The organism is Burkholderia sp. IO2 (genome assembly GCF_029522185.1).
In the GTDB taxonomy this organism is placed as follows: Bacteria; Pseudomonadota; Gammaproteobacteria; order Burkholderiales; family Burkholderiaceae; genus Burkholderia; species Burkholderia cenocepacia.
Map to the genome: position 1 here is coordinate 1 of NZ_JAKWFH010000092.1, position 15610 is coordinate 15610.

Below are 15610 nucleotides of genomic sequence, written 5' to 3' on the forward strand. Positions count from 1 at the left end.
CCCGCGCGCGCACCTGCGCGACGAGGAATGCACTGGTGCGGCCCGGCAGGTCGGTGAAGACCGGTACGGATTGCGGCTGGACGGTGACGACGCCGACTTCCGGCGTTTGCGGCGGCGGTGCCGATTCCTTTTTCCCGCACGCGGCCAGGAAAACGGCAGCCGTTGCGGCAGTGATTAAGCGGTATGGAACCCGTTCGACGCGCATGGAGCGACCTCTCACAATTAGACGACCTTCAATGGGAATCACCAGATCTCCTCATGGCCCTGACACGCGGCGGACCTGCAGCTTCCGGCCCACCGCGGATGCGGACGCGTGTTGCGGGTGTGCGTTGCACCCTGCGGAGCGTTCGTGCGCCGAACTGCTTCCGAAAAAGAACGGCGAGCCTGCGGCCCCGGCGGGCTCGCGTTGCCGTGGGATCAGCCGGCCCGTTAGCGCGTGGGCCGGAATGCGGCGCCTGCGAATTCGATGAACGCGCGCGCGGCGGCCGGCAGACGCGCGGCACGCGCATGCGCGAGCTTCAGCGTGACGGGCGCGAGCGGGCGGACCGGGGCCACGCGCACGAGCGTGCCGGCCGCCAGATCCGCATCGACGAGATACGCGGGCAGCACCGCCGCGCCCATGCCGGCGACGGCCAGCCGCCGCGCCATCTCGAGATGGCCGACGCCCGTATTGCCGGACGCCGCACCGGATCGAATCGCGGCCGCCGGGTCGTCGTCGGCCGCGGGCAACTCCAGCCGCACGGCCGCGAGTTCCGGCCAGTCGCCCGACGCAGCGGCGCCGCCGTGCGCGGCGACGTAGCCCGGCGCCGCGACGCGCACGGTTTCGTATGCAGCCAGCGTATGCAACGCGTGCGCGCCGGACACCGGCATGCCATCCGTCAGAAACGCGACGTCGATGTCCTCGGCAGTCAGGTCGACGTGGGCATCGGTCAGCGTCACCGTCGGCCGCACGTCCGGAAACCGGTGCACGAAGCGATCGAGCAGCGCGCTCAACTGGCTGAGCCCGAACGCGACCGGCGCGGCCACGCGCAATACGCCTTCCGGCTTGCTGCCCATCGCGACGAAACGACCGTCGATCTCGTCGATCGCACCGAGAATCCGCTCGACGCGCGCGAGATACAGCTCGCCGATCTCCGTCAGCGACTGGTGGCTCGTGCTGCGTTGAAGCAGGCGCGCACCGAGGCGCGTCTCGAGCGCATCGACCAGCCGGCTCGCCATCGCCGTCGACACGCGCAGCCGCGTCGCGGCCCGGCGAAATCCGCCTTCCCTTGCCACCGTCACGAATGCCCGCATCGATTGAAGTTGGTCCATTTGTCCGGATTCCCCTGCGCGAACGACTGCCCGTCTGCCTGCACCCCGACGCCGCACCGCCACCCGCCCGCATCGGCCCGGCCAATGCGGCGGCGCCGACGCCGGCTCCGCCGGGTCGGTCGGCACGCTCGCGACGGGCACGAGCCAGCTTGCAACGGCCGCAAACCAGCCTCGGCAAGCCCGATGCACGATCATTCAGTAGCAGTCCTGATTCTTTTCCCGCGATGCGCGGCGACGACGCGCGCGGCAAGGCCGGCGGCGGCCGCGCATCACGCGGACGGTGTTGCCCGCATCATCCGGGCACGCTGAAACCGCATTTCCTTCAGCAGGTGCAATGGTAGGGAAACCGCCGGAAAATGGCTTGCCCGATCCTGCGATTGTTTTGCCTTAATTTCCGAATTTGTGCGCTGCACACGATGCCACGACGGGCGATGCGTGCGCCGACCATGCAGGTCCGGATGATCGGGCTAATTTCGGACAGGTTTAGGCAATCCGGCGCACGCAACTGGCCGTACGATGTGACCGCCGTGCGTGCAGCTCGACAGGGAATCGCCGCCGCGCGCATGGCATCGCTCACTCCGCCAACCGCTCACGCAACATGGAAATCGACGCTCGAACGCCACTGCACCCGCGCACCCCGCCGGATCACGACGCACGATCGCGAGCCGGCGCACCCGTCGCGGCCCGGCTGGCGACGCTGATCGCCGCCTATGCACCGCACGACGGCATGTTCGACCTTCCGCTGCGCGGCATGCGCATCGCGCGCGCTTCCGTGCCGCCGCCGCAATGGAACCACGGCGTGCACCACGCGTGCCTGAGCATCGTCGGGCAAGGCGCGAAGTCGATGCGGGTCGGCGACGATACCTACACGATCGACGAATCGCGGATGCTGGTCGCAACGGCCGACCTGCCGGTGACCGGCCGCGTGACGCGTGCGAGCCCGGCCGAGCCGTTCCTGTACGCGCAACTCGAACTCGATCCTGCGCGCATCGCGGCGCTCACGCCGGTCGTCTTCCCGCGCGGGCTGCCGAAAGCCGTCGACTGCCGCGCACTCGACACGCACGACGCGACGCCGGAAATCGTCGACGCCATCGCGCGACTGATGCAACTGATGGCGCAACCGGACGACCTCGACCTGATCGCGCCGCTGATCGTCGACGAAATCCTCATCCGGCTGCTGCGCGGCCCGTCGGGCGCGCGCGTCGCGCAGATCGGCGACGCCGGTTCGACGACCCAGCGCATCTCGCGCGCCGTCGCATGGATTCGCGATCACTACCTCGATCCGATGGTGGTCGACTCGCTCGCGCGGCAGGTGGAGATGAGCCCGTCGACGTTCCACCATCACTTCCGGGCGGTCACGTCGATGAGCCCGTTGCAATGCCAGAAGGTGCTGCGACTGCAGGAGGCGCGCCATCTGATGTGCCTGTCGGCGATGGATGCGCGGCAGGCGTGTCGCAGCGTCGGCTATGTGAGCGCGTCGCAGTTCAGCCGCGAATACGCACGGCTGTTCGGCGACGCGCCGGGCCGCGACGTCGCGAGGCTGCGCGGGGAAGCGGTGCCGCTGTCGCGCGTTGCACCATGAAGGAATATCGGGGGGCGACAAAGCGACTCGTCACCCACCCGATCGCAGGGGCGGTTAGACCCTCACGCGAGCGACGGCGGCGCTGCCACGCTGACGTCGACGCGTTTCGGCAGGATGCCGGCCTGGTAGAACACATCCGCGATGCGCTGCTGGTACGCGAGCGTGTCGCGGGTGACGGGCTCGACACCGAAGCGTGCGCGGCGAAACGCGAGCGCCACGGCCGGCTCCGGAATCCCCCAGAGCTTCGAGAATTCGGCCGCGCCCTGCGCGCGGTTCGCATCGAGCCAGCGCTGGACCGTCGTCAGTTCCGACACGACCGCGTCGAGCACGTCGGCATTGCGCTGCGCGTACGTGCGCGACGCGAAGTAGTAGCTGCGGTTCTCGACCAGCCCCGTGCCATCCGCGACGATGCGCGCGCCGAATGCCTGCTGGACCACCGCGAGAAACGGATCCCAGATGATCCACGCATCGACCGAGCGGTTCTCGAATGCCGCCCGCGCATCGGACGGCGACAGCCACACCGGCGTGACGTCGGCATAGCCGAGCTTCGCGGCCTGCAGCAGCCGGACCAGCAGGAAGTGCGTATTCGATCCCTTCACCAGCGCGATGCGCTTGCCGCGCAGGTCGGCAAAGGTCTTGACCGGCGAGTCCTTCGCGACGACCACCGCTTCGGTTGTCGGACCGGCCGGCGTCTGCGCGTAGTAGACAAGCGGCGCACCGGCCGCGAGCGCGAAGATCGGCGGCGCTTCGCCGACATCGCCAAAATCGATCGATCCCGCGTTCAGCGCCTCGAGTTGCGGTGGCCCCGACGGGAACTCGGTCCACGTGACGTTCACGCCGAGTGTCGCGAGCTTGCCTTGCAGCGTGCCGCGTGCCTTCAGCAGGCTGAGCGGCCCTTTCTGATAACCGATGCGCAACGTACGCGTGCCGGCCGCGCCGGCCAGCGCAAGACCCGGGTGGGCGGCGGCGCCTGCCGCGAGTGCCAGGCCGGCATGAAGCAGCCGGCGGCGGATACTGGAGTGTCGATCTGCCATGTCGTTTCGGGTTCGATGAAGGAGGCGCGGCCGGAGCGCGCGCATGCGATGAAGCAGGTCGAACCGATTCTAAAAGGGGGCCGCTGCGCGCCGAACCAACGATGTTCGATATCGAAAGCAAGCGTTTTCATAAGGGCAATGCCGATGGCACGGGCATCGTTGTCAGGAACGATCGGCGCACATGCGTTCGTCACCCGCCTTTAATGCAGGACTACCAATTATTTTCATCGAACAGAGAGACAGTGCGCGGTACTCACGTACCGACCATGCGTGAATCAGTTCAGGAATGACGGGCGGCGCAACAGGCGTTCAACGCGGCCTCGTCGGCGGCCAGCATCTCCGGCACGCATTCCCGCAGGAAATCGACGAACGTGCGGATCTTCGCATCGAGATACTGACGCGACGCATACAACGTATAGACCGTCAGCTTCTGCAACCGGTAATCGGGCAGCACGCGCACCAGCGCACCGCTCGCGAGCGCGGGCAGCGCAGCCGACATCGGCAGCGAGCCGATCCCGAGCCCCGCGCGCAGCGCGGCGCCGAGCGCATCGGCGATGTTCACCTGGAAATCCGGCAGCGACAGCTCGAACGTTTCTCGACCGTTCGGACCGTCGAGATGCCAGCGGTCGCGCGGAAAGAGCGGCGTGACGATCTGCAGGCACGCGTGCCCGGCGAGGTCGCTCACCGTGCGCGGCGTACCGCGCGCCTTCAGATACGCAGGCGACGCGCACAGCACGCTGCCCACGTCGCCGAGCCGCTGCGATACCAGCCCGGAATCGGGCAGCTCCGTCGTGCTCAATTGGAGCGATACGTCGTAGCCTTCGTCGATGATGTCGGGCACGTGCTGCGACAGCGTCAGCTCGACCGCGACCGACGGATAGCGTTCGCGGTAGCGCACGACCGCGGGCACCACGTAGGACTGGCCGAAACTCGTCGTCGCGTGCACGTGCAGCCGCCCGGACGGCTTCGCCTGTGCATCGGCGGCCTCGGCTTCCGCTTCGTCGATATAGCCGAGGATGCGCTGGCAGCGGTCGAGATAGCGCTGCCCGGCGTCGGTCAGCGCGATGCGGCGCGTGCTGCGGTTGAGCAGGCGCGTGCGCAGATGCGTTTCGAGTTGCGCGACCGAGCGCGATGCGTAGGCCGTCGTGATGTCCAGACGTTGGGCCGCGCTCGTGAAGCTGCCCTCCTCCGCGACCCGGACGAAAATGCGCATCATCTGTAACGTATCCATCGACCTGTCCCCGGGATTGTCACGTCGCACCGCCGTGCCGACAGGGTGCCGGCGGCGCCGGCACACGCCGGTCTGGCGCGAATTGTGCGGAACAGTACAGCAGCGTTGCAGACGTGTCCAGTTCGCCGTACGCGGCGTGATCCGGATGCCGAATCGTGCTGCCGAGCAGCCCGCCGCGCGGGATCCGGGCCGGGCGCACATACGTATCGAACGTACCGACAGGCCGACAGCATCGGGCCGGCAAAAACTACCCGTCGACCGGCATGCCGCCGGCCCGTCGATCGACGCCCTTCGCGCCTCGCGCGTTACGCGGCGCCCGCCGCATCGAACGGATTGCGCAATACGATCGTGTCGTCGCGCTCCGCGCCGGTCGTGATCATCGAAACCGGCGCGCCCGCCACGGTTTCGATGCGCGCGATGAAATCTCGCGCCGCGCGCGGCAGCGCCGCTCGCTCGCGTACGCCCTTCACGGAGCCTTGCCAGCCGTCGAATCGTTCATAGACCGGCTTCGCGCGCGACTGCGCATCGAGGCTCGCGGGCAAATGGTCGACGCGCGCGCCGTCGAATTCGTATCCGACGCACAGCTCGATCGACTCGAAGCCGTCGAGCACGTCGAGCTTGGTGAGCGCGAGCGAATCGATGCCCGAGATCCTGACGGCCTGGCGCAGTTGCGCGGCATCGAGCCATCCACAGCGCCGCGGCCGGCCGGTGTTGACGCCGAATTCCTGTCCACGCGCGCGCAGCGTTTCGCCGGTGGCGTCGGTCAATTCGGTGAGGAACGGGCCACCGCCGACCCGCGTCGCATACGCCTTCGTGACACCCAGCACGTGGCCGAGCTTCGCCGCACCGAGCCCGGTGCCGGCCGCCGCGGCCGATGCCACGGTGCCCGACGACGTCACGAACGGGTACGTGCCCCAGTCGATGTCCAGCATCACGGCCTGCGAGCCTTCGAACAGAATGCGCTCGCCGCGATCGGTCGCGTCGTTGAGGTCGGCCCAGACCGGACGCACGAACGGCAGGATCTTCGGTGCGAGCGCAACCAGCGTCGCCAGCATCGCGTCGCGATCGTACGCGTCGAGCCCCAGGCCGCGGAACCATGCATTGTGATGGTCGACGAGCACGTCGAGCCTGGCCGCGAGCCCGCCCGGTTCCGCGAGATCGCCGACACGCAGCCCGCGACGGCCGACCTTGTCCTCGTAGGCCGGCCCGATGCCGCGCAGCGTGGTGCCGATGGGCTCGCGGCGCAACCGCTCCTGCGCCTCGTCGATCGCGCGGTGAATCGGCAGTACCAGCGTCGCGTTCTCGGCGATCGACAGGTTGTCCGGCGTCACCGACAACCCGAGCTCGGCCATCCGCCCGATTTCCGCGAGCAGCGCTTCGGGGTCGAGCGCCACCCCGTTGCCGATCACGCCGCGCTTGCCGCGCACGATGCCGCTCGGCAGCAGCGCGAGCTTGTACGTGTTGCCGCCGACGACCAGCGTGTGGCCCGCGTTGTGCCCGCCGTTGTAGCGTGCGACGAGATCGGCCTGTGCCGCCAGCCAGTCCACGACGCGCCCCTTGCCTTCGTCACCCCATTGGGCGCCCACGACCACCACGTTCGGCATGCTCCGTACTCCATGTGAGAAATTCAGACACTCGTTCGGCCGCATGGGCCGTTTGTATGCCATATTGACGGAGCTGGATCACCCGATCAAACGATTAAACCTGAACCATCGTGTGATGAAATCTCACACGAAACGATGCCATGGCCCGACGTCTCCCTCCGTTGAATTCGCTGCGCGCGTTCGAAGCCGCCGCGCGCCTCGGCAGCTTCACGCTGGCCGCCGACGAGCTGTGCGTGACGCACGGCGCGATCAGCCGGCACGTGCAGCAACTGGAAGCGTGGCTCGGGCGGTCGCTGTTCGAACGCCACAACCGGCGCGTGGAACTGACCGCGGCCGGGCGCGCGTACCTCGCCGAGGTCGGCGCCTCGTTCGACCGGATCGCGCTCGCCACCGCGCAGCACTTCGGCCACGCGCAGCAGCGCGTGTTGCGCGTCAGCGCGCCCGCGACGTTCTCGCTGCGCTGGCTCGTCCCGAAGCTGTCGTCGTTCCAGGTCGCGCATCCGGCCATCGAGGTGCGGCTGTCGACGTCGAACGAGCCGATCGAAAAGCTGCGCGACAAGGTCGACCTGATCGTGCGCGGCGGCCCGCAGGCCATCGACGGGTACGTCGCGGAGGAATTCCTGTCCGAAGTCCGGCTGCCGGTGTGTGCGCCGAAGTTGCTGGAGGGCCGGTCGCTGGATACGCCTGCCGATCTCGCCAGCTTCACGTTGCTGCACGCGGCGACCTATCCGGGCATGTGGCCGGAATGGCTCGCGGCGGCCGGGCATCCGAATCTCGTCCCGCGACACTCGCTCACGCTCGAGCATTTCTACCTGACGCTGCAAGGCGCGCTCGACGGGCTCGGCGTCGCGATGGGGCCGATCGCGCTCGTCGCCGACGACATCGCCGAAGGCCGGCTCGTGCAGCCGTTCAGCGAACCGGCGCTGCCGCCGTGGCGCTATTTCACGTATGTGGCATCCGCGCGGGCGGACGACGACGCCGTACGTGCGTTCAAGGACTGGTTGAAGGTGACGGGAAGCGCGACTGCATCGGGCGGGCGGGATTGACGCTTCGGCATGCCAGCCGCGCGCCTTCAAATAATGAAGGATTCCGAATCAAATGAGGTGAATGTCCGGAACGTGTTCGCCTGTGCGCATCGCTTGATCGCAATGCAAACGGCAAGCCGCGGATCGAACCGTGGCTTGCCGCCGGACCTCGCTTACTGGCTTGCTGCGGCGCCGGCCTTCTTCTCCGCGTTCTGCAGGTTCTGCGGATAGTTCGGATCATTGGCCGCCGGCTTGTAACCGGCGTCTTCGAGTTTCTTCAGCTCGGCGGTGTTCTTCGCACGCGCGGCCTTGCGTTCGGCTTTGCGTTTGGCCCGGGCCGCCTTGCGCGCTTCGCTCTTCGCGGCCTTTGCGTCCTGTGCAGCCGCCGCAGCCGGTGCGCTGGCGGCGTCGGTCTGCGCGAACGCCGGAACGGCCGAGCCGAACAGGAAAGCGGCTGCCGTAGCAGCCAGCGTGAGTTTTCTGATCTGGATTCGCATCGCTGAACTCTCTTTTTTGATGACCATCACGGTTTGAAAAACCATCGAGATACCGCCCCTGCCCTGACCGGTCGTCATGTCGCGATCAGGACCTGTGCATCATAACCGTGTCGCAAAAAATGTGGCGCCATCGTGCGACGGCATTGGGGATACACGTATGGGAGACGACGTGGCTCGTGCGTTCGATGACGGGCGCAGTCGTACCGGACACGACGCGCGGCGTCGATGGCTGTTTCATGGGTGGTGATATCGATACGCTCATGCCCGACGTGATGATCGTCGCGCTCGCACGATCACCGCAGCAACAGTCGGTCCGTGCGTTACGTCGTCGTTCGATGTAGCTCGAGCGACGGTTCCTCCCATAAACGACCACGATTCGGTTCTTTGGCGATCGAGACGGTTACGTTGCGCCGTTGCGGTGTTCGGTCATTGATTCGGCAGGTTTCGCGACACTGTGATGCCGAAGGTTACCCGTGGACGACCGGCAGGTCTGACGAAAAAGGTGAGTGCCGTGCGAGCGGTGAAAACGCCGGCCTGGTCGGTCTCACGGATGTGCTGAACCCGGCATGAGGGGCAACGCTCGTCTGATGGATGCGCACATCACCGTGAACACATGCTCGTCCCCGTGACGATACTTGCCGACGCACCAGGCATCACACATGGACGCCACCCGTTGTTGTTTGCTCCCATCGACGGTTCCCTATCTGAACGAAGCTGCTACCTGCACAGCTTGCTTATACCTGTGCTCCACCTGATCGGTGAGCTTTTACGGGATCCAGCGTTTTTGAAAAGGTGAGGATGTTCGGGAGCATCGGCAGAATCGGGTGCGGTGAGCGTCGGATCCGGCGACATCTTCACGTTGCCTCGCAGCGATGTCGATGAATGCCTGAATGCCGTCAAGATCGGCGCGGCGGTCCGGCCCTCTGTGCGGTGGCCTTTCGGCATGAGGTTGCTTTCGGGCCGTTGTACGAATTTCTCGTTGCCGGTGACGGGCACAGCATGACGACTCCCGATCGTGGCTACAAAGGTAGAAAAACGGACGGGACATGAGGATGGAAAACAGCCCGGCGCGGATACCTGCTTGCACAGTCCACAGGCTAAATTTGGCGAGCAGCGTCACCGGCGATCGGCAAAAACTTGTCCACAGACGAGGCAGCGCGAGTACAAAAAACCACTCGCCGGCAGCCCGGGATGATTTCGAACTGCTGTGGAGGAAACCGACGGGATCCGTTCCGCTGGTCAATCACAGGCATCGCAGGGGCCGCGAGCCACGTTTCTGCGTCCCATAAACGGGAACCTCTACTCCGAATCCGGGGATTTCCTCCCATAAGTTTCTACGTTTCGGTGTTTGTGAGTGGGCACTCACCTCTTCGGGATACCTTGTCAGGCTTGGAGCCATCAGAAACCAGTGTGGGCAGACAGGGCGGAGTCGGCCTGAATCGAGAGATCCGGGGCTTCGTCTCCCACAGATGACTCCCATTGGTAGCGGTTTATGGGGTTCGTCTTTCTGTGCAAGCACACGTGTGTTTACATCTTTGGTAAACCACGTTTACTTCTTTAACTACTTTTAGACGGCTCACAGCCTTATCTGGCAAGGCTTTGAGCGGTGTTCGGTACCCATTTATGGGAGCACAGGTGGAAGGGCTTGGGGTTTCAGGTCTGTGGATTTGGGGTTTGGGGTACCACGCTGTGGGGAATCAGGGTTGTGGATATGGGGCGAGCGTATCCGGTTATGGGAAATCGGCCGGAAATTGCGTTAGGTAGTCGTCTATGGGAACGCATGAAGGTAGCCTTTTATGGGCGACTTTTCTCGATCGGAAGTTCGTTGCGTGCACAGTGATTTTCTTTGGGTAGCCGGTTATGGGGAATCAAGAAGGTAGCCGGTTATGGGAGCCGGACTGAATCGATTCGTTGTCCTTTCCCTCGCGCACCCCGTAGCGCTTTCCCATAGACAGGACCGGTGTCATCGACAGGTTACCTTTTATGGGGAAAGCGAATGGTTGCCGTTTATGGGCGCGATTTCTACGCTCGGGACGGCAAGCAATACGTTTGACGGTGCTGACAGGTACCCTCCTATGGGAATCGACGAAGGTAGCAAGTTATGGGAGAAAACGGCGGTTGTGCTGCAAGGCACCACGAATCCTCCCGACCATCCCGATTCCGCGCGTTTGCCCCCATGGATGGGTACCTTCGTGGTGGCAAATCTTGTGCCGGGTTTGCGTGGTCGCCCAGGAAAGGTAGCGGCTTTTGGGAGGCCTTTTTGGCAAAAGGTAGACGGATATGGGGCCTCGCGCAAATCGATGAACCAGAATTTTTCCTTTCATATCTGATGGTTAGCTCAGATAGTGAAAGTGATGCTGGAGCACGGACGTTGCTCCGCCGCGCGAAAAGGTATAAAGTCCGCTCTCAATAAGGCAACCTTACCCGGACACCACGATGCCGCGCAAGCCCGCAAGCAAAGGCTCAGACAAACAGGTTTCGCTGTTTCAGACACCCGAGCCTCCCGACCTGTTGCGCAAGGCGGTCCAGGCGATTCATATCGCACCGAAGTCCGGAAAGATCGGTCTGCAGCAGCGCAAGATGTTCAGCTCGCTGATCAAGAACGCGCTTCGGCAGGAGGCGTTCGAACCCGGCCGGACGAGCTTCTCGATCTCGATAGCGTCGCTGTCGCACGAGAGCGGGTTGAACAGCAACAACACGAAGTACGTGAAGGACACGGTCAACTCGTTGATCAGTACCGTCGTCAACTGGGACTACCTGGCCGCGGACCGTTCGACGGTCTGGAAGGCGTCGGGCCTGCTCGCCGGCGCGGAGCTCGAACAATCGGTGCTGAAGTACAGCTTCTCCGACCAGATTCGCAGCGAACTGCTCAATCCCGAAATCTACGCGCTGATCGATATGCGGATCGCTCGCGAGTTCCGGCGATCGCATTCGCTCGCGCTGTGGGAAAACACGGTGCGCTACGAAGGAATCGGCATCACCGCGAAGATTCCGTTGCCGAAATTCCGTGACCTCATCCTCGGCCAGGACAAGGCGTCGCAGTCGTACAAGGAATACAAGCTGTTCAAGAGCAAGGTGCTGGTGCCGTGCATCCAGGAGGTGAACGAAGTATCGGACCACACGCTCGAGCTGATCGAACACAAATCCGGCCGCAGCGTGGAAGCCGTGCAGTTCAAGGTGACGCGCAAGCAGAGCACCGATACGGTCGAGGACGGCGACGTCAAGAACGAAGCGCTGGTCGAGGAAGTCGCGAAGTTCGGCATTCCGCGCTCGGAAGCGCGCCGGTTGATCACGCAATACGGCGTGCAGCGCATCAAGGCGGCGATTGCCTATACGCTCAATCGGACTACGAAGAAGAATGCGACGCCGGTCGACAACGTCGCCGCGTATTTCCGCAAGGCGCTGACGCACGGCTACACGCTGGCCGACGGTCAGGGCACCGAAACGGCCGCACCGGCGAAGGAATCCGCGCAGAGCAAGCAGGAGCAGATCCGCGACAAGTATCTGGCGGCGAAGGTCGAGGAAGCCGGCGCGTATTTCCGCGAGTTGGAGATCGACGACCAGACCAAGCTGATCGAGCGCTACAACGAGACGGTGGCGGGGTCGAAGGACCTGACGCTGTCGCCGAAGAAGAAGGCGAGCAAGCTCGCGCAGACGAGCTTCTTCCGATGGCTGGCGCTCGATACCTGGGGCGAGCCGACCTCGGACGACCTGCTGGAATTCCTGCTGAAAAGCAGCCTCGCAGGCAACTGAACGCGGCCTCGCCGTCGTGCGCGCCGTGCGCCGAACCGTGTTGCGGTCCGGGTTCGCGGCGCAGTGCGAAGACGAGGCCTTTCGTCGGTGGCGCGTTACTTTGACGTGGCCGTCGCCAGATCCGCCACGTACGCGTCGATGACGGTCTTGAGCTTGTCGGCAAGCGCTTCCTGGTGGGATGCGTCGACGCCCTTGAGTTGCAGATCCAGACGCCCGTCCGGATACGTCTTCAACTGGCCGATCGCGCGCGATTCGAGCGCGAAGTCGTGACGAACGCTGTAGCGCGTGCGTCCGGCCTTCTTGGTGCCGTCGCTCTGCGCACGCAGGAAATTCTCGAGATCGCGGACGGATTTTTTCCGGTCGATCACGGCCGTCAGCAGCCGGTCGGCCGTCGGCTCGCCCAGGCGTTCATAGATCAGTTTGAGGAAGTACGCCGCCTGCAGACCGACGACGTCGTTCGCACTGGCCATCCGCTCCAGCAGCGTGTTCGGCAGCGCGTTGAGCGACAGCGTCTTGCTGATCGAGGCCTTGTCCTTGCCGATTTTTTCCGCCAGCGTGTTCTGGTCGGAAAAGACCTTCTCGTCGAGGAGACGTTTCCACGCAACCGCATCGTCGAAGATCGTCTGGCGTTCGTGGTCGTGGTTCGCGCGATACGCGATCGTATAGAGCTGCTCGGGCGTGTGATCCGTGCGGAACGTCGCATTGATCGTCTCGTCGCCGTTGATGCTCGTCGCACGCAGCCGGCGTTGCCCGTCGATCACGACGAGCTTGCCGGGAAACTCGGGGAGTCGCGTGACCTTGATCGGCTCGATCTGCCCTTCCCGTTTCAACGTCAGTGCGAGCTCGTGCAGGCTCGATTCCGAGTAGAACACGCGCGGATTGAACGGGTTCGGGATGCAGTCCTTGACCAGCACCTTCTGCGGCGCGCCAAGATCGGCCGTACCGGCGGGCGTGGCGGCGGCCGGCGCACTGGCGGGCGTCGCTTCGACGACCGCAGCCGGTGCGGCCGTCGGCTCGGGCAGCCGCGTTTCGAGCGCCGCATTTTCCTGCGCGAGTCCGCGCAACAGGCCGGCCGCGAGATGCAGGTTGCCGGTCGGTTTCTTGTCTTTCGAGGTGTCCTTAGCCATGGGCGGCTCCGGTAGCGCGCGTCGACGCGATGTATTGGGCCATTTCCGTGACCAGCCTTTCGATTTCCGCGCGGGCTTCCTTCAGGCCCTTCAGGTATCGATTGTGGTGATGGATCGTGGTGCCGAGCGCGAACGTCTGACGATAGACCTCGCGTTGCGCGATCTGGCTGTCGAGCAGATGCTCCCCTATTTCTTCAGCCCTTAGAATTTTTAAAATTTCTTCACGCATTTTAGTTTTTCCATTGACGCTATTCAGCATCAATGCGGAAGAAAGTTGAGGATTTCGAACGGCGCGCATCGACTCGATCATGCGGATCATCGCGACGGTGCTGTACAAGTCGGCCGGCGAAGGCGAAAGCGGCACCAGGCAGAAGTCGGCTACTTCGAGGACGGATGCAATACGCGGATCTTCCAGGTTGCCGGGGCAGTCGACGACGATCACGTCGAAGTTCGCGTCCTGCTTCTTGATCTCACCGCCGATACCGCGGCCCGCGGGAGCCAGCGAAAGGACCGTCATCGGCAGCGTGTTCTCGCCGCTCGTGACCCAACGGACGGAAGTGCCTTGAGGGTCGGCATCGATCAACGCGACCTTGTTACCGCCGGCTTCGAAGGCAGCCGCGATGTTGACGGAAATGGTTGTCTTTCCAGTCCCACCTTTTTGATTACTGACGGCGATCTTGAAAGCCATTAAATTCCTCCACGGAGTTTTTCGTAATATATGCAGTTATTAACGGAATGTCCAGAAAAGCGTTCGAAGCAGAGGATATTTTGTTGATCGTTGTGGTTGTTACGTGACAAGTGGGCCGAATGGCTAAGGCGTTACTCGTACTTATTGATCCAAGAAAAACGAGCCAGTCGCTCATGTTTGTAAAATCGAACGACAAGCACGAGCCAGTTCGCCGTCTTCGGCAACGATCGCGAAACTTTATCTCAGAGAGTTGATGTCTCGTCGTGCTTCAGTCTGAGACGAAATTTGATACAAATCCGGAGCGCTGAGATCCTCCGGTAGCGAGGAAGAGCCGGTTGTCACGTGACAAGTCGCCGGGCATCGATTCCACTGAATGCTACGTCGCGCGAAAGTTTTCGATTGCGACCTGGAGCGCGGGGTAATCGCTTCACTGTAATTACCGCTGCACGGGCGCTGAATCGCGGACGCCTACCTGGCAAGATGAGTTGTCACGTGACAAACAATCCCAAGGTGCTGTCTCGGATAGGGGATTTGTGGTCAGTTAAGAATAGTTGTTGCTGGTCGACGCTCGCGGCGTGGAGGCATATTGTCGGGGAAACGCACGAAGTTGATAGTTTTCGCCGAGGTGGTTTGTCCGCGTGTCCATCGGTGAGTTGTCACGTGACAACAGGACGCGATGCCGGGAAGTTCAAGCGATGGCGACTCTATGGCGAGGAGCGCCCCGTTGCTGTCGCAAAGAAACGGCTTGGGGCTGCGAAGGCCTTGGCACGATCGGTTGCGCGGCCAAATTCCTACCGGCGTGCGGACCCTCAAGGGCTGACGCAATGCTGTCGAGCTCTGTCGCAAAGGCTGCATGGGGCTGTCATGATATGTCCCCATTTATAGGGGCGCGACCCTGCGTTTCCACGCGTGCCGGCCGATAGGGTAGGTTGCTTCGTGGCCGCCAGCCGGTGCTTGCGCTGGCGGACTGTTGATGCCGGAGATAGCCGCAGGTATGAACTGCTACTGGCGCTGAATCATACGTCAGAGGCATGTAACAACCCAAACGGGTCGGATCGTGAAACATTTCCCGAAAATAAGCACTCGCCGGAAATCCTTGTCGGGCAATGGTTTGCGCCATATTCTTCATGCTGTTTCACGCAAAACGGATGCTGCACCCTCGGGAAATAGGGGCGTATGAGTTTTCAACGCCCGGGCATTGAAGATTGATACGGCTGCGGCCAGATTTGTTTTGATTGATATGTGATTTGTTGTTTTTGATACGTTTCGGCTGATTCTTCGCGGGATCCGCCGATGAGCCGGGAGGATCGGTGCGCTACCATTGAATCCCCTTGAGCCTCCAATCGAGTACGGGGCGCACCGATATTTAGCGCCAGTTGTCACGTGACAACGCACACGTCGGTCGCGCGATTCATGGAATGGTGGGGTTCGGAGTAGATAGGAGTTGACGCCGGGCATTCGTGGGCCGGTAATCGCAGCGCGACCGATACAACGCAGTCTTCAGAAGAGAGCGCGGCTACGATCCGCTCAGAGAGCGTCGGTTCAGGGCGATTATCTGTAGCCGGATGTGAGATCCGAGCGTGGGATGCGGCCGCTCGACACGCGTCGGCTGCGGTTTGACGTTCAACAGCGACTGAGTAACCGTCTTCCGAGTCAAGCCCGATGAAGTGAATCGTCCCAAGGCGTGTTGGTTTTGACCATGGCATTGAGCATGGTTAGGAGCTTGCGCATGCAGGCAACAAGCGCGACCTTGGACAG

Annotated in this window: 12 protein-coding genes and 2 pseudogenes; 5 read left to right on the forward strand and 9 right to left on the reverse strand. The window is 63.3% G+C overall.

The window, feature by feature from the left end; genetic code table 11:
* Together MMB92_RS33385 and MMB92_RS33390 are read right to left on the reverse strand one after the other, a co-directional pair.
* Positions 1–205: pseudogene (locus tag MMB92_RS33385) on the reverse strand (efflux transporter periplasmic adaptor subunit); the annotation flags it as partial.
* Positions 206–429: 224 nt separating this feature from the next.
* The gene (locus tag MMB92_RS33390) at positions 430–1311 is read right to left on the reverse strand and encodes a LysR family transcriptional regulator (protein WP_277563222.1); all 882 of its coding nucleotides are present in this window, start codon (positions 1309–1311) and stop codon (positions 430–432) included.
* A 727-nt stretch (positions 1312–2038) separates the two neighbouring features.
* Here MMB92_RS33390 and MMB92_RS33395 point away from each other — a divergent pair.
* On the forward strand, positions 2039–2893 hold the full coding sequence (locus tag MMB92_RS33395; protein WP_226245002.1) for an AraC family transcriptional regulator: 855 nt from the start codon (positions 2039–2041) through the stop codon (positions 2891–2893).
* Positions 2894–2955: 62 nt separating this feature from the next.
* On the opposite strand, the gene MMB92_RS33400 is transcribed toward MMB92_RS33395, so the two are convergent.
* Entirely contained in the window at positions 2956–3927 is a 972-nt protein-coding gene (locus tag MMB92_RS33400) for a sulfonate ABC transporter substrate-binding protein (RefSeq protein ID WP_006489094.1), read from the reverse strand.
* Between the two features lie 101 nt (positions 3928–4028).
* Between MMB92_RS33400 and MMB92_RS33405 the strand changes: the two genes are divergently transcribed.
* Positions 4029–4217 (forward strand): hypothetical protein, encoded by a 189-nt coding sequence (locus tag MMB92_RS33405; protein ID WP_154317705.1) that lies wholly within the window; start codon positions 4029–4031, stop codon positions 4215–4217.
* Here MMB92_RS33405 and MMB92_RS33410 read toward each other — a convergent pair.
* Positions 4208–5158, reverse strand: a complete 951-nt coding sequence (locus tag MMB92_RS33410; protein ID WP_060265602.1) for a LysR family transcriptional regulator — start codon at positions 5156–5158, stop codon at positions 4208–4210. The two genes, MMB92_RS33405 and MMB92_RS33410, sit on opposite strands and share 10 nt — an antisense overlap.
* Positions 5159–5463: 305 nt before the next feature.
* Positions 5464–6762, reverse strand: coding sequence for an adenylosuccinate synthase (locus tag MMB92_RS33415; RefSeq protein WP_124634027.1), 1299 nt, complete (start codon positions 6760–6762; stop codon positions 5464–5466).
* A 140-nt stretch (positions 6763–6902) separates the two neighbouring features.
* Between MMB92_RS33415 and gcvA the strand changes: the two genes are divergently transcribed.
* Positions 6903–7808: a transcriptional regulator GcvA gene (gene gcvA, locus MMB92_RS33420; protein WP_062885900.1), complete on the forward strand. Its 906-nt coding sequence runs from the start codon at positions 6903–6905 to the stop codon at positions 7806–7808.
* A gap of 152 nt (positions 7809–7960) precedes the next feature.
* Here gcvA and MMB92_RS33425 read toward each other — a convergent pair whose 3' ends face one another.
* Positions 7961–8329, reverse strand: a complete 369-nt coding sequence (locus tag MMB92_RS33425) for a hypothetical protein (protein WP_006489073.1) — start codon at positions 8327–8329, stop codon at positions 7961–7963.
* A gap of 2030 nt (positions 8330–10359) precedes the next feature.
* Between MMB92_RS33425 and MMB92_RS33430 the strand changes: the two genes are divergently transcribed.
* Positions 10360–10614 (forward strand): hypothetical protein, encoded by a 255-nt coding sequence (locus MMB92_RS33430; RefSeq protein WP_124550877.1) that lies wholly within the window; start codon positions 10360–10362, stop codon positions 10612–10614.
* A 106-nt stretch (positions 10615–10720) separates the two neighbouring features.
* Positions 10721–12037: a replication initiation protein gene (locus MMB92_RS33435; RefSeq protein WP_006489076.1), complete on the forward strand. Its 1317-nt coding sequence runs from the start codon at positions 10721–10723 to the stop codon at positions 12035–12037.
* Positions 12038–12132: 95 nt separating this feature from the next.
* Here MMB92_RS33435 and MMB92_RS33440 read toward each other — a convergent pair whose 3' ends face one another.
* The 3 genes and pseudogenes from MMB92_RS33440 to MMB92_RS33450 form a co-directional block, all read right to left on the reverse strand.
* Entirely contained in the window at positions 12133–13164 is a 1032-nt protein-coding gene (locus MMB92_RS33440; RefSeq protein WP_006489082.1) for a ParB/RepB/Spo0J family partition protein, read from the reverse strand.
* The gene (locus MMB92_RS33445) at positions 13157–13852 is read right to left on the reverse strand and encodes a ParA family protein (RefSeq protein ID WP_006489070.1); all 696 of its coding nucleotides are present in this window, start codon (positions 13850–13852) and stop codon (positions 13157–13159) included. Before MMB92_RS33445 ends, MMB92_RS33440 begins: the two co-directional genes overlap by 8 nt.
* 1653 nt (positions 13853–15505) lie before the next feature.
* Positions 15506–15610 (reverse strand): annotated as a pseudogene (locus MMB92_RS33450) (IS110 family transposase); the annotation flags it as partial.

Excerpts from the sequence above, each read along its gene's own strand:
- MMB92_RS33390 (WP_277563222.1), bottom strand. The coding sequence starts at position 1,311 with ATGGACCAACTTCAATCGATGCGGGCATTCGTGACGGTGGCAAGGGAA.
- MMB92_RS33395 (WP_226245002.1), top strand. The coding sequence starts at position 2,039 with ATGTTCGACCTTCCGCTGCGCGGCATGCGCATCGCGCGCGCTTCCGTG.
- MMB92_RS33400 (WP_006489094.1), bottom strand. The coding sequence starts at position 3,927 with ATGGCAGATCGACACTCCAGTATCCGCCGCCGGCTGCTTCATGCCGGC.
- MMB92_RS33405 (WP_154317705.1), top strand. The coding sequence starts at position 4,029 with ATGTTCGATATCGAAAGCAAGCGTTTTCATAAGGGCAATGCCGATGGC.
- MMB92_RS33410 (WP_060265602.1), bottom strand. The coding sequence starts at position 5,158 with ATGGATACGTTACAGATGATGCGCATTTTCGTCCGGGTCGCGGAGGAG.
- MMB92_RS33415 (WP_124634027.1), bottom strand. The coding sequence starts at position 6,762 with ATGCCGAACGTGGTGGTCGTGGGCGCCCAATGGGGTGACGAAGGCAAG.
- gcvA (WP_062885900.1), top strand. The coding sequence starts at position 6,903 with ATGGCCCGACGTCTCCCTCCGTTGAATTCGCTGCGCGCGTTCGAAGCC.
- MMB92_RS33425 (WP_006489073.1), bottom strand. The coding sequence starts at position 8,329 with ATGGTTTTTCAAACCGTGATGGTCATCAAAAAAGAGAGTTCAGCGATG.
- MMB92_RS33430 (WP_124550877.1), top strand. The coding sequence starts at position 10,360 with ATGGGAATCGACGAAGGTAGCAAGTTATGGGAGAAAACGGCGGTTGTG.
- MMB92_RS33435 (WP_006489076.1), top strand. The coding sequence starts at position 10,721 with ATGCCGCGCAAGCCCGCAAGCAAAGGCTCAGACAAACAGGTTTCGCTG.
- MMB92_RS33440 (WP_006489082.1), bottom strand. The coding sequence starts at position 13,164 with ATGGCTAAGGACACCTCGAAAGACAAGAAACCGACCGGCAACCTGCAT.
- MMB92_RS33445 (WP_006489070.1), bottom strand. The coding sequence starts at position 13,852 with ATGGCTTTCAAGATCGCCGTCAGTAATCAAAAAGGTGGGACTGGAAAG.